This is a genomic window from Nocardia sp. NPDC127606, from assembly GCF_042671725.1.
Lineage (GTDB): Bacteria > Actinomycetota > Actinomycetes > Mycobacteriales > Mycobacteriaceae > Nocardia.
In genome coordinates this window covers 500,166-522,145 of the sequence record NZ_JBHXWQ010000004.1, presented here as the reverse complement: position 1 = coordinate 522,145, position 21,980 = coordinate 500,166, and the positions used below count along the sequence as shown (strand labels likewise).

Annotated in this window: 23 protein-coding genes; 1 reads left to right on the top strand and 22 read right to left on the bottom strand. The window is 60.6% G+C overall.

The features are described 5' to 3' along the window. Positions 1-5 precede the first annotated feature (5 nt). The 11 genes from ACFVJ5_RS22055 to ACFVJ5_RS22005 all read right to left on the bottom strand — a co-directional run bounded on the left by ACFVJ5_RS22055 (position 6) and on the right by ACFVJ5_RS22005 (position 12,736). Positions 6-335, bottom strand: coding sequence for a hypothetical protein (locus ACFVJ5_RS22055; RefSeq protein WP_378635166.1), 330 nt, complete (start codon positions 333-335; stop codon positions 6-8). Between the two features lie 11 nt (positions 336-346). Continuing rightward, positions 347-541, bottom strand: coding sequence for a hypothetical protein (locus ACFVJ5_RS22050; protein WP_379222612.1), 195 nt, complete (start codon positions 539-541; stop codon positions 347-349). Then, a complete protein-coding gene (locus tag ACFVJ5_RS22045; RefSeq protein ID WP_379222610.1) occupies positions 538-2,181 on the bottom strand; it encodes a hypothetical protein in 1,644 nt (547 codons plus the stop codon). Before ACFVJ5_RS22045 ends, ACFVJ5_RS22050 begins: the two co-directional genes overlap by 4 nt. After that, positions 2,178-3,536, bottom strand: coding sequence for a hypothetical protein (locus ACFVJ5_RS22040; protein ID WP_379222608.1), 1,359 nt, complete (start codon positions 3,534-3,536; stop codon positions 2,178-2,180). Before ACFVJ5_RS22040 ends, ACFVJ5_RS22045 begins: the two co-directional genes overlap by 4 nt. A gap of 203 nt (positions 3,537-3,739) precedes the next feature. Continuing rightward, positions 3,740-4,165, bottom strand: a complete 426-nt coding sequence (locus ACFVJ5_RS22035) for a DUF2744 domain-containing protein (RefSeq protein ID WP_379222607.1) — start codon at positions 4,163-4,165, stop codon at positions 3,740-3,742. Between the two features lie 26 nt (positions 4,166-4,191). Further along, entirely contained in the window at positions 4,192-5,874 is a 1,683-nt protein-coding gene (locus tag ACFVJ5_RS22030) for a phage tail protein (protein ID WP_379222605.1), read from the bottom strand. After that, on the bottom strand, positions 5,871-6,734 hold the full coding sequence (locus ACFVJ5_RS22025; RefSeq protein ID WP_379222603.1) for a phage tail protein: 864 nt from the start codon (positions 6,732-6,734) through the stop codon (positions 5,871-5,873). The genes ACFVJ5_RS22030 and ACFVJ5_RS22025 overlap by 4 nt, the downstream gene beginning before the upstream one ends. 107 nt (positions 6,735-6,841) lie before the next feature. Then, the gene (locus ACFVJ5_RS22020) at positions 6,842-8,593 is read right to left on the bottom strand and encodes a hypothetical protein (RefSeq protein WP_379222602.1); all 1,752 of its coding nucleotides are present in this window, start codon (positions 8,591-8,593) and stop codon (positions 6,842-6,844) included. A 27-nt stretch (positions 8,594-8,620) separates the two neighbouring features. Next, positions 8,621-8,839 carry a hypothetical protein gene (locus ACFVJ5_RS22015; RefSeq protein ID WP_379222600.1) on the bottom strand — a complete coding sequence of 73 codons (219 nt, stop codon included), beginning with the start codon at positions 8,837-8,839 and terminating at the stop codon, positions 8,621-8,623. A 347-nt stretch (positions 8,840-9,186) separates the two neighbouring features. Then, a complete protein-coding gene (locus tag ACFVJ5_RS22010; RefSeq protein WP_379222598.1) occupies positions 9,187-11,028 on the bottom strand; it encodes a hypothetical protein in 1,842 nt (613 codons plus the stop codon). Between the two features lie 886 nt (positions 11,029-11,914). Further along, on the bottom strand, positions 11,915-12,736 hold the full coding sequence (locus tag ACFVJ5_RS22005) for a hypothetical protein (protein ID WP_378635144.1): 822 nt from the start codon (positions 12,734-12,736) through the stop codon (positions 11,915-11,917). Positions 12,737-13,261: 525 nt separating this feature from the next. On the opposite strand from ACFVJ5_RS22005, the gene ACFVJ5_RS22000 reads away from it, so the two are divergent. Beyond that, positions 13,262-13,978 carry a hypothetical protein gene (locus tag ACFVJ5_RS22000; RefSeq protein ID WP_379222596.1) on the top strand — a complete coding sequence of 239 codons (717 nt, stop codon included), beginning with the start codon at positions 13,262-13,264 and terminating at the stop codon, positions 13,976-13,978. 609 nt (positions 13,979-14,587) lie between these two features. Here the strand turns inward: ACFVJ5_RS22000 and ACFVJ5_RS21995 are convergent. The 11 genes from ACFVJ5_RS21995 to ACFVJ5_RS21945 form a co-directional block, all read right to left on the bottom strand. Then, complete coding sequence (locus ACFVJ5_RS21995) at positions 14,588-14,770, bottom strand: hypothetical protein (protein ID WP_378635139.1); 183 nt, start codon at positions 14,768-14,770, stop codon at positions 14,588-14,590. A 275-nt stretch (positions 14,771-15,045) separates the two neighbouring features. Then, positions 15,046-15,390: a hypothetical protein gene (locus ACFVJ5_RS21990; protein ID WP_379222594.1), complete on the bottom strand. Its 345-nt coding sequence runs from the start codon at positions 15,388-15,390 to the stop codon at positions 15,046-15,048. Positions 15,391-15,443: 53 nt separating this feature from the next. Further along, the gene (locus tag ACFVJ5_RS21985) at positions 15,444-15,590 is read right to left on the bottom strand and encodes a hypothetical protein (protein WP_378635134.1); all 147 of its coding nucleotides are present in this window, start codon (positions 15,588-15,590) and stop codon (positions 15,444-15,446) included. Between the two features lie 100 nt (positions 15,591-15,690). After that, entirely contained in the window at positions 15,691-16,356 is a 666-nt protein-coding gene (locus ACFVJ5_RS21980; RefSeq protein WP_378635131.1) for a hypothetical protein, read from the bottom strand. 31 nt (positions 16,357-16,387) lie between these two features. Further along, complete coding sequence (locus ACFVJ5_RS21975; RefSeq protein ID WP_379222592.1) at positions 16,388-16,843, bottom strand: hypothetical protein; 456 nt, start codon at positions 16,841-16,843, stop codon at positions 16,388-16,390. A 232-nt stretch (positions 16,844-17,075) separates the two neighbouring features. After that, on the bottom strand, positions 17,076-17,843 hold the full coding sequence (locus ACFVJ5_RS21970; protein ID WP_379222591.1) for an N-acetylmuramoyl-L-alanine amidase: 768 nt from the start codon (positions 17,841-17,843) through the stop codon (positions 17,076-17,078). Between the two features lie 229 nt (positions 17,844-18,072). Continuing rightward, positions 18,073-18,369 carry a hypothetical protein gene (locus tag ACFVJ5_RS21965; RefSeq protein ID WP_378635123.1) on the bottom strand — a complete coding sequence of 99 codons (297 nt, stop codon included), beginning with the start codon at positions 18,367-18,369 and terminating at the stop codon, positions 18,073-18,075. Beyond that, on the bottom strand, positions 18,347-18,577 hold the full coding sequence (locus tag ACFVJ5_RS21960; RefSeq protein WP_379222589.1) for a hypothetical protein: 231 nt from the start codon (positions 18,575-18,577) through the stop codon (positions 18,347-18,349). The genes ACFVJ5_RS21965 and ACFVJ5_RS21960 overlap by 23 nt, the downstream gene beginning before the upstream one ends. Before the next feature lie 32 nt (positions 18,578-18,609). Next, positions 18,610-19,377, bottom strand: a complete 768-nt coding sequence (locus tag ACFVJ5_RS21955; RefSeq protein ID WP_379222587.1) for an alpha/beta fold hydrolase — start codon at positions 19,375-19,377, stop codon at positions 18,610-18,612. Positions 19,378-19,590: 213 nt separating this feature from the next. Further along, a complete protein-coding gene (locus ACFVJ5_RS21950; protein WP_378635117.1) occupies positions 19,591-20,160 on the bottom strand; it encodes an ImmA/IrrE family metallo-endopeptidase in 570 nt (189 codons plus the stop codon). A 752-nt stretch (positions 20,161-20,912) separates the two neighbouring features. Beyond that, positions 20,913-21,605, bottom strand: coding sequence for a hypothetical protein (locus ACFVJ5_RS21945; RefSeq protein WP_379222585.1), 693 nt, complete (start codon positions 21,603-21,605; stop codon positions 20,913-20,915). Between the last annotated feature and the right edge of the window lie 375 nt (positions 21,606-21,980).

Below are 21,980 nucleotides of genomic sequence, written 5' to 3'. Positions count from 1 at the left end.
GTCGATTACTGCTTGCGGCGAACGGCTCCGTAGAACCAGAGGTATTCAGTGGTCGGCGTGGTCGGGTAAGACACGTACAGGCGATATTTCGCGCCCGCGGCGATGGCGTCGGCCAGCTCCGATCCGATGACGAATTTCGCCTCGGTCGCGCTGACTACCGCTTGCCAGGTGTCGAGCACCGTTTCCGACGCATTCACCAGCACGATCCGGACCTTGGTTTCGGCAGGAAATACCGCACCCGATTCCAGTGCCACGGTGTGCACGAAGTCGGCACCCTTGGAGAGCACGAGGGTGAGGTTCGTCGGGTCATAGCCGAATTGCTTTTGTTCAGACATGGGGTTCCATTTCAGGACGATGGTTCCGGTTGTGGCGCAACAGGATCCGGCTCGATATAGACCGGACCTGGCTCGGGTTCCAGCGCACCGATGAAGATGCTGCCGCGCCTGTTCGCGATGCCGTCGGCGACGATCGACACGACGAGCATGTTGTTCTCCACGGCGAAGGCCAGTTCCTGGCCGTCGACCGTCACGGTGGTTGTCATAGATCCTCTGCTTTCCAGTAGTCCCAGCCGCCGCCGTTCACCCAGTCGGCGCGCTCGTTGCCCAGGCCGGTGTAGCGAGTGCGCGGACCGCTGGGGAGGGTGCCGGTGGTGTCGGTGTAGGTGAGCACGTCGTCCCACCCCGAAGCGGTTTTGCGCTGAGCCGTGAACAGGTTGTTCGTTGCACGTAGTCGCACCACATCGCCGCCCACGATCGCTGTCTCGACGCTGGAAAGTGCTGTCCAGACGCCGTTTTCGTATTTGAAGATCGACACAGTGGACTGGGTCACATTGAGTGAAACGAAACTCTTGTTGTCCGGCGTCGACCGCAACATCAGCCAGGCGTGACGCACCGAGGGGCTGATGATCCGGCCCGTCACCATCACATCGTCGTAATTGAGTGTCTGGCCGTAGAGATAGCGCCGAATGCCGTCGGTACCACCGGCCACCACGAATACCCCGCCGGACACCGTCGCGGGCAAGCTCGACACCTGACCCAAAGCCACTGGTAGCGAACCCGAGTCGAAGTTCTCGTAGAAGACCAGCTTCGACGGCGGACCGGCGACCAGACTCTTGCTGAGTGCCACATACGGCACCGAGTTCGAGGTGAAGCTCAGCGACCCCGCCGCCACAGTCGCACCGGCCACCAACGCTCCTGATGCCGCGAATCGAGCACTCGGCCGGGGCGGCCAGGCACCGGGTGCTCGCGGCAGATCAGTGGAATTGGTGCCGAGCAGCGGACGCGGATTACCGCCTCCCCGTTGGTGAATACCGACGAAGGCGGTCTCCCCCACATCGAAAACGAGCTCGTTCGGCAGTTCGACGGAACGCTCGAGTCGTGAGTTGGTGATGCTCAGCGTCTGATTCGGCGACACCCATTCGATCCGGATGTCACCGTTCGCCGACATCCGGCCGACCACCACATACAGCTCACACGGATTGCTCACCGCGTCCACGATGAACGTGACGACCTTGCGACCACCGCTGTACCGGCATCGGATGAACGCACCGTCGAGGGTGTTCGCCTGCGGCGTATATGACGGCTCGTACCGGGCGTGGACCGTGTGGTCGGAATATATCGGATAGCCGTTGGCGTCGTAGCCGGCGACGTATGTGTAGGTGTACGGGATATATCCAGGTTTCGAGACCGTGGCGTGATCCCACACCCGTCGGTGCAGCATGCAGCGCGGAAACGACGCTTCCTCGGTGAGATTCATCGAGTCCCAGTACGGCTTCACCGGTAGGCCGTCGATGACCACCTGAACCTGCGAGTTCGTCGCCTGGACTACCTCGGCGGTCTGCACCACAGCTTCCTCGGCGACATCGGCCGAATCACGCGCGGTCGCCGCCTGCTCCCGCGCCTCTTGAGCATGAGCGCGTGACGCGCGGGCCCAATCGCCGAGGTTGATCAACCCGCCGGTGAAGCCGGTGATCGCGTCACAGAGCGCGGCAGCCAGTTCGTGCAGTCCCGCCTGTACCCCCTTGGCGAAGTTGAACGGGATATCGGCATAGGCGCGCATCACCTGCGCGCGCATCGCTGTCTGCATCGACTGCTGGGTGGTCCCGCCGAGTCTGGCGATGCTGCGTGAGCCCGAGACTCCGGAATACGCGCCCTCGGGGAACCTGTTGTCGGGGCTGGTCACAGGTCTTCCGCCTGCCAGTCGCCCCAGCCACCACCGTCGGTCCACGACTGACGCTCGGTGCCGAGACCGGTATAGCGGTACGCGGGCCCCGATGGCAGCGTGTTCGCGGTATCGGTATGCACCAATACCGCGGTCCACACCCCGCCGATCTTGCGTTCGGCGGTGTAGACATTGCCAACCGCCTTGAGGCGAACTTCGGCATTGTCACCGACCGAAGTCTGCAGCGCGGCCAGCGCCGTGCCGTTGGAACCGCTGGTCCAGCGCACGATCACGATCGCCGAACTAGTCACCGACAACGACACATAACTGCTGTTGGCCGCATCGGAACGGAGGAACAGCCGGGCACTGAAGTCCGAAGGGGTTCGAATTCGCCCGGTCACCATCTGGTCGTCGTAATTGAGCCTCTGCCCGTAGAGATACCGACGCAAACCGTCGTCCATGCCATCGACCTGAAAGACGCCGTCGGCGGTGGTGGCAAACCGCGCCGACATCCGAACCAAGGCGGTCGGCATCCCATTTTCGAAGTCCTCGAAGAACGACAATTTGACCGGATCCCCTGTGACAGAGGCCTTTCCAATCGAAATGTAGGGCGTCCTCCGTGACGCGAACGACAGGGTTCCCGCGGCGAGTGTCACTCCCGCCGACAACAGCGACGAGGTGCTGAACTGCGCGTTCACCTGGGGCGGCCACACCGTTGCCGGGCGCGGGATGTCGACCGCCTCGATCCCCAGCAGCGGCCTGCGATTTCCGCCGCCGCGCTGATGAATTCCGACGAATGCCGACTCACCCTGCTCGAACATCAATTCGGCCGGCATCTCGACGGTCTGCTCGCCGCGAGCACCGGTGATGAGGGGCGTCTGGTTCGGCGATACCCACTCGATCTTGATGTCACCGTTGTCCAGCATTCGACCGACGACGACATACAACTCGCACGGGGAGGTAACAGCATCCGGAATGTAGCTGACCACCTTCCGCCCGCCGCTGTACAGACAGCGAATGAACGCCCCCTCCAGCGAGTTCGCCGCCGGCGTGTAGCTCGGCACGTAGTTGGAGACCACGGCACCGTTGCTCGCCGAAAGCTCCCAAGCGGCACGCTGCAGGAAGTTGCGCGGAAACGAGGTCTCCTCGGTGAGGTTCATCGATTCCCAATAGGGCTTGACCGGAAGCCCGTCGATCACGACCTGCACGCGCGAGTTCGTCGCTTTGATGATCGTGGTCTGGCCATCCGCGGTCACCTGCGCACCCTGAGCAGTTTGCTGCGCCCGTGCCGAATCCTGTAGTGCTTGATCGGCTTCCGCGCGCAGGTCCCGGGCCCAGCCTCCGAGATTGATCAGCCCCCCGGTGGCACCGGTCACCGCATCGCAGAGATCAGCCGCGAACCGCTTTACGCCTGCGTCGACAGCGGAGCCCAGATTCACCGAGATGCCGCTGAACGACTTGACGATGTCCCCGGAGACGACCGACTTCATCGAATCTTGGGAGAGCTTGCCGATGGTGCCGACCGTTCTGCCACCTGGTCCGGTCAGCGCCCCCGCGGGCATCGCACGGTCAGGGCTGGTCACGGCTGAGGCCCATCGAAGGTACCGTCCTGCGCCACATCCGGTTCCAAGGATCGTGCATCGACCAGATGCGCCAACTCCCCGGATTCATGGAGCTGTCGGACAAGTTCGCGGCGTTCGTCAACACTGAGATCGGCAACCGAGCCCAGCGCGACTTCCGGTGGGCGCGGGGTACCGATCGGGACCCAGTTGCCCGCCTGGGAGATCCAATGCTCCGAACCCGCTACTGCAGGGTGGTACTCCAACTGCTGCGCTTCCGGGTGATGTCGAAACCCCAGTTCCCACAGATGCTTCGACCATTTCCCGAGCACCTGCTGAGGAACCAGCATGGGGCCGTTGCGAGGGCCCGGCAGACCGACGAATGCCCATACGAAGGCGTCCTCGGGATCGTTCTGATTACATTCTTCTTGTGATGGCAGCGCCATTGATATCTCCGGATCTGGATAACGAACTACATAACGCCGAGCATCTGCAGGTCACCCATGATGGTTTGCACGTGACGCAAGGACTTGACCACGGGATCTTCGAGTGCCTTGTCGGTTCCGATGGTGATCCGCCAGGACGGTGTCGCACCTCGGGACCAGGTCAAGTCCAGTGCGGTCACCTGCTCGACAAAGATCTCGCCCGCAGGCATCCCCTCGACGGTTGCACCGATGCGGTCTCCGAGGAAGAAGTGACCGCGGCCGCCTTCGCCGATCAAATAGGGCGCTCCATCGGCAATGGTGATCTTGTGAGACGAGAAGGCCCGAGTCGCCCAAAGTCCGGCTCGGATCGACAGCAATGACGACAGCGTGTAGGCCTTGTCAGCGCCGGTCTGGAACCGCTCGAAATAGTGCGACCAGCCCATCCGTGGCGGACGCAACGGCGACTTGAAGGACATCCAAGCCAGAATCGTGTCGCTGTACAGCGGTTTGAGAAATGTGTCGAGGGGGCCGCCCATCGGAGGCAAGCTCACACCGGCACCTCCGATGATCGGAATACTCACCGTCACAGTCGATGTCAGGTTTCCGACCATCTGCACCATTGCCGAGATGGCTTCGTTCACACCCGGCATACTGTTGCCGCCGCAGTTGATCTGCACGGCGGTCGCTGGGGAGATTGTGAACTCGGAGGTCTGGATCCCGGTGTACTGATTCTCCCGATACACCACCCAGGGGTTCGACGGGAGTGTGCCGAGCCAGTCCTGCCGTCGGTATTCCTCGGGAGAATTGGGATCGGGCAGGAAATTCGGCTCCTGCTCTGCCATGTCATTGACAAATTCCTGCACTGTGTGCACGAGACCGTCGAGCACCGTACCGCCCTCGGAAGTACCCGAGTAGTAGCCGGACTTGTCGACAATGTCGAATATCAGGCAACCGTGGCGCAGGTTCGCGCCCGGCCAAGGAGGTGGGTCACCTGCCAGAAATCGACGGCAAGTGACCATCAGATGCGCGTCGTCGAGAGTGGGCGCCGCCATGTCGTGCCAGGTCTTCCACCGAGACGAGATGATCGTCCAGATCGACGTGTCAGAAAAGAAGTCGCTCGGGGCAACCACCATCGACCAGCGCGACTGATCGAGGTTGAACCATTGCTCCGGGTCGAGTGGATCATCGGGGAGTGCCCAAAGACTCGCCTCTTTTCGGAGGATGTTGAGGAACAGTGACAGCTTCAGGCACCACACCGACGGGCCGGCCAGCATGAAGACCTTCGGGAACTGAAACGCGGCGGGTAGCAGAGGATTGCTCCACACCTGGATGTACTTCAGTTCCTCGTAATCGTGCATGAACTGAACGACCACAGTTTTCAAGCCGGTCTCGGTCTTCTTCAACGTCGCCGTCTTCATGCGGCCGCCCCACCGCGCGCCGTCCTTGTCCACGGTCACATGGACGTTCTGGGTACTCCGCCCGCGCGCATCCATAATCCACTTCGCCAGGTAGTGGTCGGCCGGGAGAACCAGCTGCCCCGTTCCGGACTCGTTCAACAACCACTTGAAGTCACCGGAGACCTCAGCGTGGGATATGCCGCGCAGATTCCAGTCGCCGTCCCACAGGCGGATCAACGGCGCAGATACCCGCAGGTCTCGGCGTTGTGTGCGGACCGCGAGCGCCTTCTCATAGATATCGTCGATGCGACTGCTGGTCGAGGGATCAGTCACTGGAGCCCCCACGGGCGCGACCAGTTGCGGGGACAGCGAACCTGCACGATCGCGCCGGCCGGCGCGCCCTTGACGGTAACCGGGACCTGCACTTCCGGGGTCCACGGCGGGACCGAATGCACAAACATTCGGCCGTTCATGCGCGCCCACACCGAACTGTTGTCCGCCGCGACCACCATCTCCTGCATCGGGTCGGTGTCGACAGTGATGTCCTGACCATTCGTCAGCGTGGGCATAGTGATCACTCGGTTGGCAGCGTTGTCTTCTTTCCACGAGAAGTCCGGCAGCGTCCACACTCCCGGCGCGGAAGCGACCCACCGCAACCACATCGGCTGGTCAGTAGGGTTCGATACAGACACCCAGAGGGTTTCGGATGCGCCATCTGGGCGGGTATCTATCGTGGATGCCGCGGTCGCAGTGACATCGTCTTCGATCCACCAGGGGACACCCGCGGTACAGGTCATGGTGACCTGGCTCCAACCCTTCGAGTGAGGGTCACGCTTAGGCTTGAACTCAGGCTGCTCGGACAAGCGAAGACGCAGTGTCCGCGAACCGTATTCGGTTGTGACGATCAGCTTCGAGTCCCGGTCGTACGCCCACGCCTTTCGCCAGGCGGAGTCGGTGCTCTCCCAGTTCGAGGATTGCGTACCGAACACATTCACACCGAATACGACGTCTCGCTTCTGCCAGGTCGCGCCGCCGAAGGTGGCACCGATCTGAAACGCGGATGAATTCCAGATCGTCTTGACAGGGGCGTCGTACAGCCCGGTAGGCGACGTGCCGAGTTCAACACCCTCACGCCCTTGACCTGCACCGGAGAGGGTCCACAGCGAACCGTCGACCCCTTCGACTTCAATCAACGCAGCATTAGACAACGCTGATACACCTCATTTCATAGTGAAAGCAAATCGCCCACATCCTGATTGGATGCGGGCGAACAGTTAGACCAGAGAGTTGTTTCGAACTCCTACCAGCGGCCGGCGTAGGTCAACGCCCGCTGCGCCTCCAACATCTTCGACTTCTGGAACGCAGTATCAAGATCCGGAGTCTGCAAATTGATCGTCATCGACTGATCAATCGGACCACCACCAGCAACACCAGCACCCATCAGTGCCTTCGCCGGCATCACCTGCTTAGCGACCAAACGCGCCATCGAACCCGACTGCTGCGCAACAGACTTCACCATCGACGGATCCATACCCGACCGCAACAGATCAATAGCCTGCGCACCAGCCCGCGCCGCGGCAGGCATCCCATCCTTCACACCGAACGTCTTCATCACATCGCCGGACTGACCCGACACGAACGCACTCGCCGCATCACCGAGCCCACCAGCGGCCTTATCCAATACCGACGACAACGCGGGATTCCCGACCTTTACACCGGAACCACCCTGCAACTGCTCCAACGCCTTCTTGGCCTGATCACCAGCCCAACCCGCCATCGACGTCGCGCCCATCACCCCCTGCGCAAAACCAGGAACACCCTTGTTGATCGCCTCCAACAACGGCTTGAACCGACCCGCCGACGCCGCATTGACAACGAACTCGCCATTCGACAAAAACGCCGGAATCATGTCACCGATCGACGAACCACTCCCCGCAACAGGACCGCCAGCCGCAAATTTACTGGTAAGCCACTTCTTCGCCTGCCCAACCTTCTTCACGCCCGCACCGGCGACACTGCTCACGGCCGGGGAAGCCTTGCGCACAGCGGCGCCGACAGCACTCGAAGCGGCAGAACCCACGCCGCCCATGGCGACCGTCTTCGCTGCGGTACCGATACCGGCCGTGACAGCCTTCGCACTTGGCATCGCAGCAACTACCTTCGCCGCCTTGCCCACACCCGTTGCCGCGGTCTTCGCGCCGGACACTGCGGCAATCGCGTTCGCGGCCTTGCCGACGCCGGTCGCTACGCTCTTCGTATTGGGCATTGCGGCCACAGCTCGACCCAAACCTGCCGGCACGACCTTTCCGACCTGCTTGGCGATGGCAGCTCCGGAGCCACCCAGATTTCCGACAGATTCTTTGACCTTCGTCGGGTCGACGGATATTCCGCCGCTGAGCTTTCCGCCGAGACCCCACGCCAACCCGAGGCTGCCGCCCAGCTCGTACTTACCGGTATCAGGGTTCTTTCCCCACTTGAATTTCGCGCCCGCACCAGCGCCGGCCCAGCCTTCAGCTCCTGCGCTTGCTCCGAGACCCCACTTGCCGACCGTGACGTCGGCGCCGACCTTACCACCCGCGAAGGCCTCTAATCCCGCTTCTCCCTGCCAGTTCTTCATGCGCAGTTTTCCGCCGGCCTCGGCGAGCACACCAGCTTGCCCATTGATAATGAGGTCGAACTTATCTGTCTGACGAATCTGACCTGAAGCCCGAAGTCCTGCTGTTGCTTTCAAACCCCAATCAATGCCGGGCTTTGTCTTCTCCGACCCCCCGGTGGTTTCGATTCCAGCACCGAAGGCAAGGCCGGCCTTATTCGTCCATGGTGCGTCTGGACGGCCTCCCGATTTGGAATAGAATGTCCGATTGAAGACGTCATATCCGCCCCACTTGACCCCCATCTCCTGGCCAATTTTGTTTCCCGGATTCAGTGCCCTGCCGGTCCTCGGGTCAGTCCGCTCATGCGTCGGACGATAGTCCTTCTTCTCAGCCTTTCCGCCAGCGGTATCTTTTGGCTTCTCAAAGCTCCACGGTTCGCCGGGGATGTCTTCCCACATCCATCCCGACTCTTCGTTACCCATTATTCAGTCACAACTCTCTTGGTGTTTTTGTTTCAGCACCACAGACGTGGTAGCCCGCAGCGGGATATTCTCGCCTGCCCGCATGCCGACCACACGAGGTAAGCTACGACCATGCGAGACCAAACCGATTCCCCGAGAACGGAGTTGGCGCAGCGCCTCCGACTCGCGCTGACCAGTCACCCGTCCTTCGAGGTTCGGGTAGTCGGCCGCGACGAACTGCACGTCGCTCGACCGTACGATCACACCCAGGAACGAACTCCATACTTATTCACCTTGACTCTCGACCGAAGCCGCGGATTCGCTCGAACCTTCGAACACTGGTGGCCAACAGAAGGCGGCTACCCCTTGTCACGCGATCGCGATCGAGAACAACCGGTCCGGGACCTGATCGCGGCCGAACTGGCCGAGATGGGCTGGAAGCCGGGACGCAGCGCAGCAAGTTGGACAACTGCCGTGTTTTCGCAAGCCGCGTGGGCTGTCCTATTCTTGATCGTCGCGACACTGGTACTGATCTACCTGGCTCAGTAACGTCACTGGACAGCAGGTGGATCGCCTGCCAACCGAATGGACTACCAGCGGCCGGAGTAGGTCAACGCCCGCTGCGCCTCCAAAGTCTTCGACTTCTGGAACGCAGTATCAAGATCCGGGGTCTGCAAGTTGATTGTCATCGACTGGTCCACGGCACCGCCCTTGGCCATCGCCGAAGCAACCAGCGCCTTCGCCGGAATGACTTGCTTAGCGGCGGATCCTGCCAAAGAACCCAGCTGCGGCCCAACCGATTTCAACAACTCAGCCGCCTGAGTGCCGGCCTTCATCGCAGCTGGCGTGTCCTTCAACCCAAAAGTCTTCATCACATCACCAGATTGCCCGGACACAAATGCGTTCGCTGCGTCCCCAAACCCACTCGAAGCCTTCTCCAACACCGACGACATCGCCGGATTCATCCCCGTCGGGGCAAACCCGGGGACCCCCTTATTAATTGACTCCAATAAGGGCTTGAATCGCCCCGCTGAAGCGGCATTAACTACATACTCCCCATTCGACAAAAACGCTGGGATCATATCCCCGATCGAAGAACCAGCACCAAGAACCGGCCCTCCATCAGCAAACTTACTAGCCAACCATTTCTTGGCCTGACCACCAGCCTTTACCGCCTTGCCGACCCCTTTCGCCGCAGGATCCCACGCTTTGTCCACAAGCTTAGTAGCTCCCAGACCCACTGCGGCGCCTACAGCGGCGCCGGCAAGAGTGCCGACTACGGGAACAGGAATGAGCGTGCCGACCGCCGCACCCGCAGCAATCGATGCGCCAAGACCAACACCATTCTTCGTGACCGACTTCGCGACAGAATCACCTTTCTTGATATCTGAATTTATGGCAAACGCGGTCGTAACGGGAGCCAGGAGTCTTCCGCCAACCTTTCCCGCAGTTGAATTCATAACTTTCGATGCGGCTCCGCCAATCGATGAGTTAGAAGCCTTTGCGGCAATTGCGCCAACACTCTTGGAAAAACCAGAATTCTGAAGACGACCCGGAATATTTCCTATAGCCTTTGCCGCGTTCGACGCACCGCTAGCAACACGGGTGTGCGCCGAGCTTGGAGTGCGCCTTGCCAATTGATCGCGATGGGGAGTGCCCGGACCGAATCTCGGGTTGCTGCGAACGCTTGGACCTGAGGCACCAGTATTCAACTGCTTTTCTGGATTATCCAGATCGGAGACCTGTCCGTCGAGCCATGCCTTCGCTTGAGCTGCGGACTTTCTGACCCTGCCACGCTTGTCCACCGCCGGGCCAATATAGTCGTCGAAATTGGCAGCGGCGCCACGCAAAAGTTTCTCCGTAGGAACAATCTGAGTATTCCATCTGAAGACACGAACGCCAGCAACAGTATCACTATTCAATCCGCCAGTAGACAATGCCCTATTGACGTTGAGGGCCAAATCCGGGCTTAGGCTGGTATTCAGACCGAGATTCCCCATGCCATAACGTGCGTACCCCAGAAGCTGTCGCGGCCGCCAAGTTGCTGTATTGAATTTGTTCTCATTCAGAAATATATGCTTGTCTTTGCCGACAACGCCGTCGGGTTTAAATGGCGTTCCCGTATCGTTCGGAACTGGAATTCTGGCCCGCTCCCCACCGCCAAAATATGCCGCCCCGGTACGGGCATCGAATTCTCTCGTAAACGCGTCGCCAAGAAATCCTCGTGCTCCGCTTGTGAGCTTGACATTCTTTCTGGATCCATAATCCGCGCGCAGATCTGTTAGCTTGTTACTACCATCAACACTAACCCGCGCCATATACCTTGGATCAAGTTCTGGAGAGATCTCCCAGGGCTTCGGTATTCTGTGGCTACGAAAGAAGCTAACTGGAATATTCAAGCCACCCAGAGAGCCACTATTTTCATTAGACATTTTGGACCTCAATTTGGTATCTGTTATCAACAGCGTCGGGAAGCACAACTCGTGCCGCACCGAATTAAATGTCGTCAAATGGCTGGAGCATCCGCTACCGCCCGAACGGGTGTCGCCCGGCGACCCTGATGTACCGAAAGAATCACAGTCGAAATGGCCTACTGGGGATGCCGAATTCATACTGATGCCATGTTTGGCTACCATCAGGACTTAAACGTTCTGTGCGATCACGCGCCGAGTGAATTCGCACGCCATCAGCATTGCCAAATTTCGCGCGACGGAATCTGGCCGGAGGTGATTTTGATTTTTGATCTTGAGTGGCGTACTACAGATGGCCGTGGCATGTCAGAGCGGCAAGGTTTTTGTTGCTGCACCATCCAGTTCTTGAGCTGGACGAACGCCCGCCCGCCTTACCACCAGCCGAGCGGGCGCGCGGCATGCCCATTCTGCGGCCGGCTTGTCGCGTCCCTCAAAAGGATCTGCGCATTAATGCCACGGAATAGACGTCAGCCCAAGCAGAACTGGTGATCAGCCGCGAGGCAATCTACCGCGACAACGGGTGCTAACAGGGGTCAGGTCGCCAACCTGCTTCTCAGACTTAGGGCTAGCGAGGAAATACGGAGTCGAAATCGCAACGGTGGCACCGCAGGGTAGGACGGCATAGGAAGCCATCTGGATCGATACGGGTGGTCACTGACGAGTCGCTCATACCTGATCCGATTGAATCAGGGATGGGCGCTGCTCTATACTCGTCTGGCTGACATTTCTCATAGCGCTGCCGCATAATCGAATGTCGAAAGCAGTTCAAGTATTCGATAACTGCCTCGATCGCGGGATAAGCAGTATGAACACAAAAGTGAAGTGTCGACTGTTACCGACATGTCAATCAGTCAATAGTGAGTTCAGGAAATTCGCGCTTCAAACCTTTTGTAAACTCCGAGAACCGCTCTTTGGAGTCAAAGAAATTGTAGCTACTGCGATTCCGGTACCACATAATTAGCCTGTCTGCAGTAGCATAATCTCCACCAATCGCACAAAGTGCTACCGTGGCCCGAAATAGGCCCGGAACGATATTGTCTGGAGTTCCAGGCGAAGGCTCTTGAGCAATCTCAACTAGCCGAGCTAAGGAGTTTCTCTTCTGAAACCAGTCCGTCGCCGTTGAAGACACAAAGGTCTCGACCCATGTGACCGCCGCGCCTAATTCGTCTTTATTGAATATCTCTGGCCCGGATATGGCAGAATTTGAACCCGTAAGCGAGGCTGCGGGTTCAATACAAACAGTGGAGTAGTATTCACCTGAATCTGGTTCTCCGACAAGCCGTTTCAGCTTGGCATCGTCAGGAAGATCTCGGAGGATCACACCTACGTCACGGGAAATAATCTGAACCGTGCATAGTGTGCCAACGCTATCGAGCCGACCCGGCACAAATATAATGCGCACCGATTCCTCGAGGTCCATCGCTCCCGCTGATCGCGCGAACCAAAATTCTCCATCGGCACCAAGGTCAATACGACGCTCGAATCCTAGAGCAGATAGAGCCTCGGTGACTTTTTCGATGAACGTCTTCCTTAGTGCTCGCTTGGAGGTCATGATGTTCGCCATTCGCTTAGTCGAATCGAGTGTTTTCGTACCATACCAGAATACTTGCTCTAGAGCGTTGGTACTCGCAGCCAGCCTTATCCACATCCCTGCGGTCAGTTCGCTCATATGTCGGCCGGTAGTCGCTCCTTTCACAGCCTTTCCCCAGCCGTATATTTTGACTTCTCAAAGCTCCACGATTTCGCCCCGGGATGTCTTCCTACATCCGTCCCGACTTTTCGTTACTCATTATTCAGTCGCAACCTTCCTGGCGCATTGATTCAATACGAAAGATGTAGTGGCGCCGAGAATTTCTCGCCTACCCACATGCCGACGCCGCGAGGTTACCTACGGCCATGCGAAACGAAGCCGATTCCGCTTCGGCGATATCCTTCCGACATCGAACCAAAAGGCCCGAAGCAAGTTTGGGATGCCCGACTCGCCAGCAATCAACACCACGCCGCGCCGAGTAGTCCGCCAGCCCCTGCGGAATCGCCCAAGAGGGGGCTGCCATTTGCTTCAGAGGACATTTGCCTTCAATCCGTGATTGGTTCTTGCATCGGTCAGGACTTGTGTAGCACCGGCGGGACGATGCACACTGGAGTCGCCTGAGTGCGAAACTTTCGCAAACTCGTAACATCCGAGGTGAACGACATGTCCGTCAGACTCAGCCGCCTACGCCGGGCGACCGAAGCGAGGCTAACCGCAGCGCTTGCCGCGTATGGATTCGAGCGCCGCGCCGAGATGGACGCTACCGGCCTGTCATTCTCATTAGGTTCCGAGATTAGGAATACGACTCAGATCCTGACCGCGTACATACTGGATGATGAGAATTCTTCCGTAGCTACGACCGCAACGATCGCACTACATTCATCGGGCGTAGCACAGATCATAGGTGCGCTGCCAATCGGCGCCCGCATCAGCCCGATCCTCCTGCCACCCGACCTCCTTGGTGACGGGGAGGTCGATTTTCCATCAAATGTCGACGGCGCCGGAGACAGTTTCTTTCAGCCTGGTCTCTATATTTCTAGCGAGAACGACATCGACAGATATATAGAATGGTTCTCGAGAACTGTTGAATCTGATGTAATTCCATGGTTCGCCGCCCGCAATAATATAGAGGTCCTCGTGACAAACGTCATGACACCGGAACGATACTCATGGTTCGAGAAGAATATAAATCCAGGAAAAGTTCGCGCGACAGTCGCTCTATGTCTCGTGAACGAAGAGTGGGAACTCGCCGCGCAGATAATGAAATGGTATCTCAGGAAACCGCGGGGCTTCAATTCTGTCGACTCTATCGTGAAGGCCGGACATTTCGACAAGGCAATGCGAACAATGTTCGCAGACTACTCGGCACTGAGGAATTGATCGTGGGGAGCACCATCTACTACGACGAGCTTCTTTTTTGTAGACCTCGATAGAGTCGATACTCGATAAATTCCGCCTTCAAGTACTCGTCGAATTCCTTCGCGCGAGCTTTTGAATTCAAACCATTCATGCCGATGGGCTTTCGCATATACCAGTCAATCGTGGCTGAACGGGTTGATATCTTCCAGTGTGAACACCCAGTATGAGCACGGCGCGTAGGCGAGTTGGGCGTATGTTCCACAGCGCAAGTGACACTCGTTCTCTTCGCCGAGCGAGGGCGAGAAGATCGTCAAATCCGGCCCGCTCGAGAAACCAGGTCGTCCCATGCTCCTCGACAGCACACACGTTCAGACTGGCGATACCCGCCGGAACAACATCAGTGCAATTATGGGGTCGTTCTTCATTTCCATCTCGCTGCCCGAAGAATCGTCCATGCGAGCTCTGGAATACCCGATCCGAGAGAATTCTGATTCAATGTCAGCTATCAGTCGCGTCAAGTAATTATGGAGTCATGTTAGCGCGGTTCTACTTGCTTCTTGGTCCGGTAGCACGAGCCCATGAGTTAATCAGGGAAATCGCGACTGGATCGAGCTTTCGACAGATATCTAGTCAACTGAGATTCCCCGGACTGAATTGCGCAATCAATGATTCGAGGCCTCGACGTCGGCGTTCCTCGCGAAGTTCGTCCAGTGCTGTCGTCGGTCGGCTCAAAGGCACGACGGGCGGCGGATCGACGCCCGCTGCGGCGATGACGGCTGCTTGAACGGCTTGCAGGTTGTCTACGATCGTCATCAGCAGATAGGTGTCGACAGTGAACCCTCGGGCGTCCCCGTTGACTTCGTCAGCTTGGGTGTCTGTGCTTTCGTCGCGGATAAACAGCTCGGCTAGCGAACGGTCGGTCGACAGCGCTGTCTTGTAGTGGGATCCGAGCGGGAGTCGGTCTTTGAGACGCCAGATCGTGCGCCAATCGCGGGTCCGGATTTCACTGGGCCCGAAGCAGTCCCGGACGTCGACGCCGCGCTCGAACAGGTCATATTCGAGCGCGGCACCGAACCTGTCCCAGAACTCTACGAGCCCTGAGATCCCCCCGGCAGCTCCGCGGCGCCTTCGCCGAAGAAGTAGGCGTTCAGGTCCTCCTGAAAGGCGAGCCACTCGTCGACCGGTCGGTCGGCGAACAGTTCCTCTACAGCTTCGTAGTCCTGGCCGAGAACGATCGCCAGCTGTTTGTCCTCGTCCTGCTCGTCGCGGATCGCCCGCATCTGCCGACGCGTGATCGGCTGGATGAGGATCTCCTCGGTGAGCCGATAGGGGCCGCGGCGCTTGCTGCTGAGCTCCTGTTGGATCTCGAAGAAGCGGCCGGCATCTCGTCCGGACTGGTCGCGCTGGTCGGTGTTCTCGGTGGTGGCTGCCATAGGGGATCTCCGGTTCATCTATCGGACGGGAGCGATCCCGCCCATATGGGTTGTTACTGGTCGGACTTCAGCGACTGCTCGGCGGGTTCCGCCAGGCGGTGGCCCAGGCTGAAGACCGCGTTGATGTACTGGGTCGCGTCGTTGACGACGTACTCATTGGTTCCATCCGTCATGAAGACCGGGTACTCAGTGGGGGTCATTTGCTTCCTCGAATATCTCCTCCGGTACCAGTGCTGTACTGGGCTTGCGCACAGGCCGGAGGATCGCTGCGCACGCCCATCGTGGATTCCGCTGAGCCGATCAGGCTGTCGCGGTAGCGATCCCGGCCTTGGTCAGCAGCCGCTTCCAGCCCAGACCACCGAAACCGTGTGCGACGGCGTAGCCGGCGGTGTCGTCCTTGAAGGCGGTGAGGGTCACCTTCTGCGACATCAGGTTGGCCGAGGTCCACTGCTCGCCGCCGTACTTGCTGACCGCGACCTTGGGCATCACCTTGAACACGTAGACCGGGGCGGCGTCGTTGCCGTCCTTGGCGATGACGATTGCCGAGTAGTAGGTGATCTGCTCAGCAGTCGGCTGCGCGAAGAACACCTCACCGGACTGGGCGTTCGCCTTGGCCTGGTCGAGGTTGGCGTTGGTGGTCAGTGCGAGCGTCAGCGCGTTGGTCTGCTGCGGTTCGAACTCGATAGTGCTGATGTCGCTGGTGATGTCGTTGCGCGACGGCTGAAGCTCACCGTAGGACTCGATCGGGGACGCGGTGATGCCGCGGGCGAACGCGATGCCGGTCTTCTTGTCGATCAAACCGACCGACTTGTAGGCGGCGGGCAGGGTCTGCAGCACGCTGGACGCGTCGGTGAAGGCAGTCGGTACGGGGGTGTACCAGGGCGCCAGGAAGACCGCGGCATCGAGCGGCTTGATGAGCAGCTCGTGCTGAGCATCTTTGATCGCGGTCAGGTTGGTTGCGGGCATTTTCTCTCCGTTTCGTTGGTTTCTTTGTTCACTAGCTCTGGCGTCGGGCGTGGACTGTGAATCCGAGCTCTACGAGTTGACTGACTGGGTCGAGGTTCGGCAGGTCAGCCGCGCCCTGACTCCGAGCTAGCGTGGGCGGGAAGTACTTGACTTCTGCGGGCGTCATTTCTTCTGCCCAGTCGATGAGGACCCCGTTGACTGATTTGCCTGGCGCAGCGAGGATCTCCACACGTGCACGAGCAGCAGCAGCCTGTGCCGCGGCCCGGTCGGAGGCAGCGGCAGTTACTCGAACCTTCGCGGTATAGGTGATCTCGTTGATATCGGTGCTGCCACCGATCTGCCGGACCCAGAAGAACGGGAACTGTGCCACCACCAGCTCGCCCGTGGCGGGCAGGGTTGTCAGCGTGGTCTCGATCGGGGTGAGCAGGTCGACAAGAAACTGCTCGAAGTCGGGGAACTCCCCAGGTTTGGGATATAGCGAAGTCACTGCTTCACCTCGACTTCAACGGCCAGGATGCCGGCGCCGACGATGTCGTCCGCATCTTCTCCGGCGTCGGAAGGCGCCATCATCGTCTCCATATCTTGTGTCGGTTGTTCGTCAGAGGCCGAGTAGCGGCAGGACCACCGGCGCGAGCACGATGGCCAGCTGAAGCAGTTCGAGGAGGACAGGGAGCATGGAATTCACCTCCTTTCGCTGTGCGGCAGACGGCCGTGGCGCGTCAGATACGGGGTGATTCGAGGGCCTTCAGGCGGTCCAGGATGTCGGCCAGGGCGTCGACCACGGTCATGCCGTCGAGCTGGTCCCAGCCGGCGAACATGCCCGCGTCGCGCTGCTGGCTACCGCACAGCTGCTCGCGGATGTCCTTGACATCGGTGCCGATCGGGCCGCAGAACGCGGTGATGAAGTCTTGGATCTGGGTTACTTCGGATGCGCTCATCGGAGCGTCCTCTCCGTCGATGAATGCCTGTACGTCGCGACGGAACTCGTCCATGTCGATGCCGGCGGGGTCGATTTTTCCTTCGTGGGAGTACTCGCGGTGGGCCACGCAGTCCTCGGCGTCGCGGCCGATGCGGGCCAGGATGGCCGCGCAGCCGCGCTGGTAGGCATCGAGTTGTGCTGGGGTCCAGTCGGTTCCGTCGCCGCGGGAGACGGCTTCGATGCCGATCACGTGGTAGTTGGCGTTGTCGGTGGGCCAGCCGGGCCAGGACCCGCGGCCCGCGTGCCAGCAGACGCCTGCGGCGATCACGCGGAAGGTGCCGTCGCGTTCGAGGACCAGCTGGGCCAGCGGGCCGGGGAGGTCGGCGCGGCCGTCCTGGACGATGCGCCAGTCGTTCTTGCCGCCGCCCGCGGTGTGGTGGCACAGCACGCCGCGCAGGTCACGGAAGTCGCCGTGACCTCGGTCGCGCCAGCCCTCGTGTTCGATGACGTCCAGCCCGGCAGCGCGCAGCACATCGGCCAGCCATACCGGGTCTCCTGTCCAACCCATGGGTGTCTCCTTGTGTGAGTGAAAGTTCGGGGTCCCGCCCTCGTGGACGAGGGGAAGCGCCGAGGGCGGGACCGTCACTCCTGATGCAGCGGCGACGTCTACGACCGCAGACCACCTGCGGGAGACTCCGCGCTTCAGGAGCGCGGCATGCGGCGGGCTCGAATCCCGCACCGTATCGAGTGTTCTCCGGGGGCCGACCGCATGCAGTTCGGGAACGGCGCAGTCGCCGTCAGATTTCTTCTTGAAGGGTGGCGGGGATCTTGTAGTCCGCCACCGGGGGCTCCATACCCGGGACGTGCAGGCGCAGGAAGCCGAGCAGTTCGTCGATGTGTCGCTGCAGTGCGCGGATCAGCCGGATCGCATCACGGAATCGGAGGTGATCGTCGGCGGCCTGCTCCTCGAGCGCGACCACCCGCTCGCGCAACTTGGCGACTTCGCGGGCCTGCCATGCTGTCACCGCGCCGATGACGGTGGCGAGGGCCATGCCGGTCGCCTGCACGAATTCAGGGCTCAACCACGATGTCATCGGGTTCACCCGCCGATCCGGTCACCGGAGTAACGGCGGGCCTGATCAGTACGCCCGCGATCAGCGGTGTCGCCAATCCGTAAAGGGTGAGCAGTGTTTCGATCCACGCCGCGTCGATCTCGCGACCGAGAAGGTAGGCGAGGACACCCGTCACAGCGACGAGTACCGACCGGACCAGCGCGGGCTCTGGGGTTCTACTGATTCTCATGATGTGTTCCTTCCCACAGGCTTTCGCGGGTCTCAGATGCGCCCTTCGGCGACATCGCGGTTCAGTACCTGGGCGAGTGCGCGGGCGTGGCCGTAGCGGACGTAGTCACTGGTGTGCCTGCCGTCGAACAGGTAGCCGCGGGCGTAGGCGATAGCGCCGGTCCAATGACTCCAGTTCGAGGGAGACCACCAGCGCTGCAATTGGTTTCGGGTGGCGGTATCGAGCATCCGCTGTGCCCAGCGAACCGCCGAGTTCGCGCTGGCGAAGCTGAAGAAGGCACTCAGATCCGCGATGGTCCGCAAGGGGTTGCCCGCGGGCAGTGCGGTGATGGGATCGCCGGGCGCCGCGGCCCAATAGGCGGGCATACCGTCGATGGGCCGCTCGCCGACGACGCCGTAGCCGCCGGGGTCGGTGTCGCCGAGGTACTTGCCCGCCGGTCTGCGCGGATCGGCGATCAACGCGCAGGCGATCACCTCACGGCCCGGATGCTCACCGCGGCCGATCTCCGCCGCGAGGTCACCGGCAACCGCCGCACCCTGCGAATATCCTGCCAGTACAACAGGGTTCGGCGATCGGTCGATAGCGGCCAGGAGCGCCCGCTTACCTTCGGCGACACTCTCGGCATAGCTCACATGCGACCCGTAGTCGGCGGGATAGGGGACCATCCGAGGGGTGAACATCGACTTGTTCAGCGCGTCGGTGAAGGCACCGGTGACGCCGTCGCCGCCAGGATTCCAGGTTCCGCCGACCACGAGTACATCGATCGTGCGGGGCGATCCTTTCGGAGACCACAGTGACATGTTCGTACCTCTCTGGGACGTGAGTGGAGGTCCCGCTCCGACGGAGTGCTCCGTCGGAGCGGGACCGATGCGCCCCTGCGCTGCGACAACGCCTTTCGACCACAGCGAGCTGCGGGAGACGGGCGCGTCAGGGACGGGCATGCGGCGGCGGCAAGCGCCGACAACAAAGCCCCCGTGCCGTTTTCACGGAACGAGGGCTGAGGAAGACTGTGGCTACCGGTGGTGTCGGCCGGGTGCCAGCTGGCGAAGCATCTCGCCCGAGCTGGATGTCGGCCACAAGCACCGATAGGGGTATTCGGAGGGCATCCCGGGCAGCCAGCCCAGGCGGTTCAGCAGGTGCACCGGTATCACCGCGAACTCCTCGTTCGCCAGGTGTTGCAAACGCCAACCGAGCAGGAACTCGGTGACGCCGAGGAGCGCGGAAACATCGGTGAGGTTGTCGCCGACCTCCAGCGCATCACGCAGGTGGGAGACGGGGATGAGGCGTTGTGCCACCACATCGTGCACCTGCATCTCGATCCGGCCGCGCCATCGCTCGCCGTCGAGTGCTGCTGCCAGTTCGCGTGATTCGGCCATCTCGATGTGGGCAACAGCGTGTGCGATGACTTCGTTTCGTACATGACCGGACAGGTCGGCCTGGATGAGGACTGCGCGGTCGACTACCGACCAATACGACACGAAGTCGAAGACCACGGCCGAATCGACCCGGATTCCCTGGTTGAACGCAGATTCTTGGGCGTTGAACCCATTGCGCTGCACCGCGATATCTTGTCGGTCCGGCATCGAGGCATCCGACTCACCTTCATCACCCATGGCAATACACAACTCTCACAACTCGGAACTGACCACGACCCGTCGCATCATCACCACCCCGACGGTGTCAGATGCCGTGTGTCAGGTCACCGAGAGGTGGTACGCGTCACCGTGGTCGGCGCCCGGAGCGAACGCCAACGATCCACCGCACCGGCGACGACTTGGAGGTCTTCTACGCAGATGTCGGAGAGATCGACATGGCCGACACGGTTCCTTCGACCTGGTATCGAGTCGTCTACTCGATAGAGGGGCTCGCCGCCTTCGCGAGTAGGTCTCTCACCGGTCGGCTTACCGGATTCATCGGGAGTAAATGCATCGAATGCACCTGACACAAGTAGAACCTCACCCAGCAGCCGAAATGTCGAGACTCTCGGTCGAGAGCACGCGCCCATTCTAGCGTTGACATGAACCGAGTCCCGGTCAGGATCTGCGGGGTCAGCGCTCGCTGACATCGAATCGCAGTGTGCCGAAACGATTTTGGGCACGACGAATCCCGCTGGCACTAGTTTGCGTCATCGGCCACAACTTGTCAACACCGACTTTCACAAGATGCCAAATCCCAGGTGGACGTATGTATTCCGATACACGGAGACGACGAGATCGGTCCGAACTTCGTGCGGCCTAAGCACTTCGGGCACCGGAATCCAGCCGTGTCGGGTCCTCACAACGCCAGCGGGGCGCCGGCAACAATCTGCCGACGCCCCGCTGGGTCACTCTGTTCGCTATGCATCTTTCGCCCGGTGCCGCGCCGGAAGGGCACGGTGCGCATCCAAGACCTCACCCACGATGAAGAGCTCCGGCCAGTCCGGCGACCAGGGCCCCGGGACCGGGCTGATCAGACCGGCCTTGCGCAGTGTGCGCACTCGCCGAGCGGTGAGGTTGCGGAAACCGTCACCCAGCTCTTCGGCGAGTTTGCCGATCGCGGCCGCATGGAGGCGAACCGCCCTGGCCCGCAGGACCAGAGCCGCATCGGCGGGAGCGAGATCGACCGGCGGACACACCACCGCTTCCGCGGCCTCGATCGCGGCCGCGAACTCAGCGGGCGCGGCCTCCACGCCTTCCGTCATCGCCAGCGCGATGATGTTGCGCTGCAACCACTCCGCCATTCCGCTGGTGGTCGCGGCCCCGGTGTAGTCGATGCCGCGCTGTTCGCAGACCAACCGAACCCAGGCCACCAAAACCGCGTGGAGATGGTCGGCCGCGCGAGCAGCGGCGGGATTGAACGGAAGTCGTTGTTCCCGTGCGCCATTGCGCGTGCGGTAGTCCACCGCGCCGAAGCGGGTCTGGCGCGTACGCGCGTCCGACAGATCCTCGGCCAGGTCGGGGATGTCCCCGAGCATCCGGGCCAGATCCCGCGCGGCTTCTCGATCCAGGTACAGGTGGTTGTCATCGGCCCACCTGTCCAGTGGGGTCACGCCGCATGAATCCTCACGAATGCGGTTCGACGCCGTGACGGCATCGTATGGGCCCATGTACTTGCTCCTTCGGTCGATAGCGGGCCGGAGCCCCGGTCGTACCCTGCTACGCGGCCGAAATCGAATGGCGCGCCCCCGGGCGGTGTCCAGGAGTGGCTCCTACTGGGACCCACAATCGGACACTCGTTGTATGCAACGTTGTTGCCACGCGTCTGTCAAGCCGAGTCGGCAGAGTGCTGTACCCAGACACCTACCACCACAAACAAACTCGTCATCTGCTGTTACGGTCTACAGCCGATGGAGGATTTCGATTCGCAAATTCGCAACCGGTGACTACATACACTTCATGCATCAGTGCAAACAATCTGCTACCCT

What these genes read in the sequence shown, in the direction of transcription:
- ACFVJ5_RS22055 (WP_378635166.1), bottom strand. Translation starts at nt 335, where the DNA reads ATGTCTGAACAAAAGCAATTCGGCTATGACCCGACGAACCTCACCCTC.
- ACFVJ5_RS22050 (WP_379222612.1), bottom strand. Translation starts at nt 541, where the DNA reads ATGACAACCACCGTGACGGTCGACGGCCAGGAACTGGCCTTCGCCGTG.
- ACFVJ5_RS22035 (WP_379222607.1), bottom strand. Translation starts at nt 4,165, where the DNA reads ATGGCGCTGCCATCACAAGAAGAATGTAATCAGAACGATCCCGAGGAC.
- ACFVJ5_RS22020 (WP_379222602.1), bottom strand. Translation starts at nt 8,593, where the DNA reads ATGTGGGAAGACATCCCCGGCGAACCGTGGAGCTTTGAGAAGCCAAAA.
- ACFVJ5_RS22010 (WP_379222598.1), bottom strand. Translation starts at nt 11,028, where the DNA reads ATGTCTAATGAAAATAGTGGCTCTCTGGGTGGCTTGAATATTCCAGTT.
- ACFVJ5_RS22005 (WP_378635144.1), bottom strand. Translation starts at nt 12,736, where the DNA reads ATGAGCGAACTGACCGCAGGGATGTGGATAAGGCTGGCTGCGAGTACC.
- ACFVJ5_RS22000 (WP_379222596.1), top strand. Translation starts at nt 13,262, where the DNA reads ATGTCCGTCAGACTCAGCCGCCTACGCCGGGCGACCGAAGCGAGGCTA.
- ACFVJ5_RS21995 (WP_378635139.1), bottom strand. Translation starts at nt 14,770, where the DNA reads ATGACGATCGTAGACAACCTGCAAGCCGTTCAAGCAGCCGTCATCGCC.
- ACFVJ5_RS21990 (WP_379222594.1), bottom strand. Translation starts at nt 15,390, where the DNA reads ATGGCAGCCACCACCGAGAACACCGACCAGCGCGACCAGTCCGGACGA.
- ACFVJ5_RS21985 (WP_378635134.1), bottom strand. Translation starts at nt 15,590, where the DNA reads ATGACCCCCACTGAGTACCCGGTCTTCATGACGGATGGAACCAATGAG.
- ACFVJ5_RS21980 (WP_378635131.1), bottom strand. Translation starts at nt 16,356, where the DNA reads ATGCCCGCAACCAACCTGACCGCGATCAAAGATGCTCAGCACGAGCTG.
- ACFVJ5_RS21970 (WP_379222591.1), bottom strand. Translation starts at nt 17,843, where the DNA reads ATGGGTTGGACAGGAGACCCGGTATGGCTGGCCGATGTGCTGCGCGCT.
- ACFVJ5_RS21965 (WP_378635123.1), bottom strand. Translation starts at nt 18,369, where the DNA reads ATGACATCGTGGTTGAGCCCTGAATTCGTGCAGGCGACCGGCATGGCC.
- ACFVJ5_RS21960 (WP_379222589.1), bottom strand. Translation starts at nt 18,577, where the DNA reads ATGAGAATCAGTAGAACCCCAGAGCCCGCGCTGGTCCGGTCGGTACTC.
- ACFVJ5_RS21955 (WP_379222587.1), bottom strand. Translation starts at nt 19,377, where the DNA reads ATGTCACTGTGGTCTCCGAAAGGATCGCCCCGCACGATCGATGTACTC.
- ACFVJ5_RS21950 (WP_378635117.1), bottom strand. Translation starts at nt 20,160, where the DNA reads ATGCCGGACCGACAAGATATCGCGGTGCAGCGCAATGGGTTCAACGCC.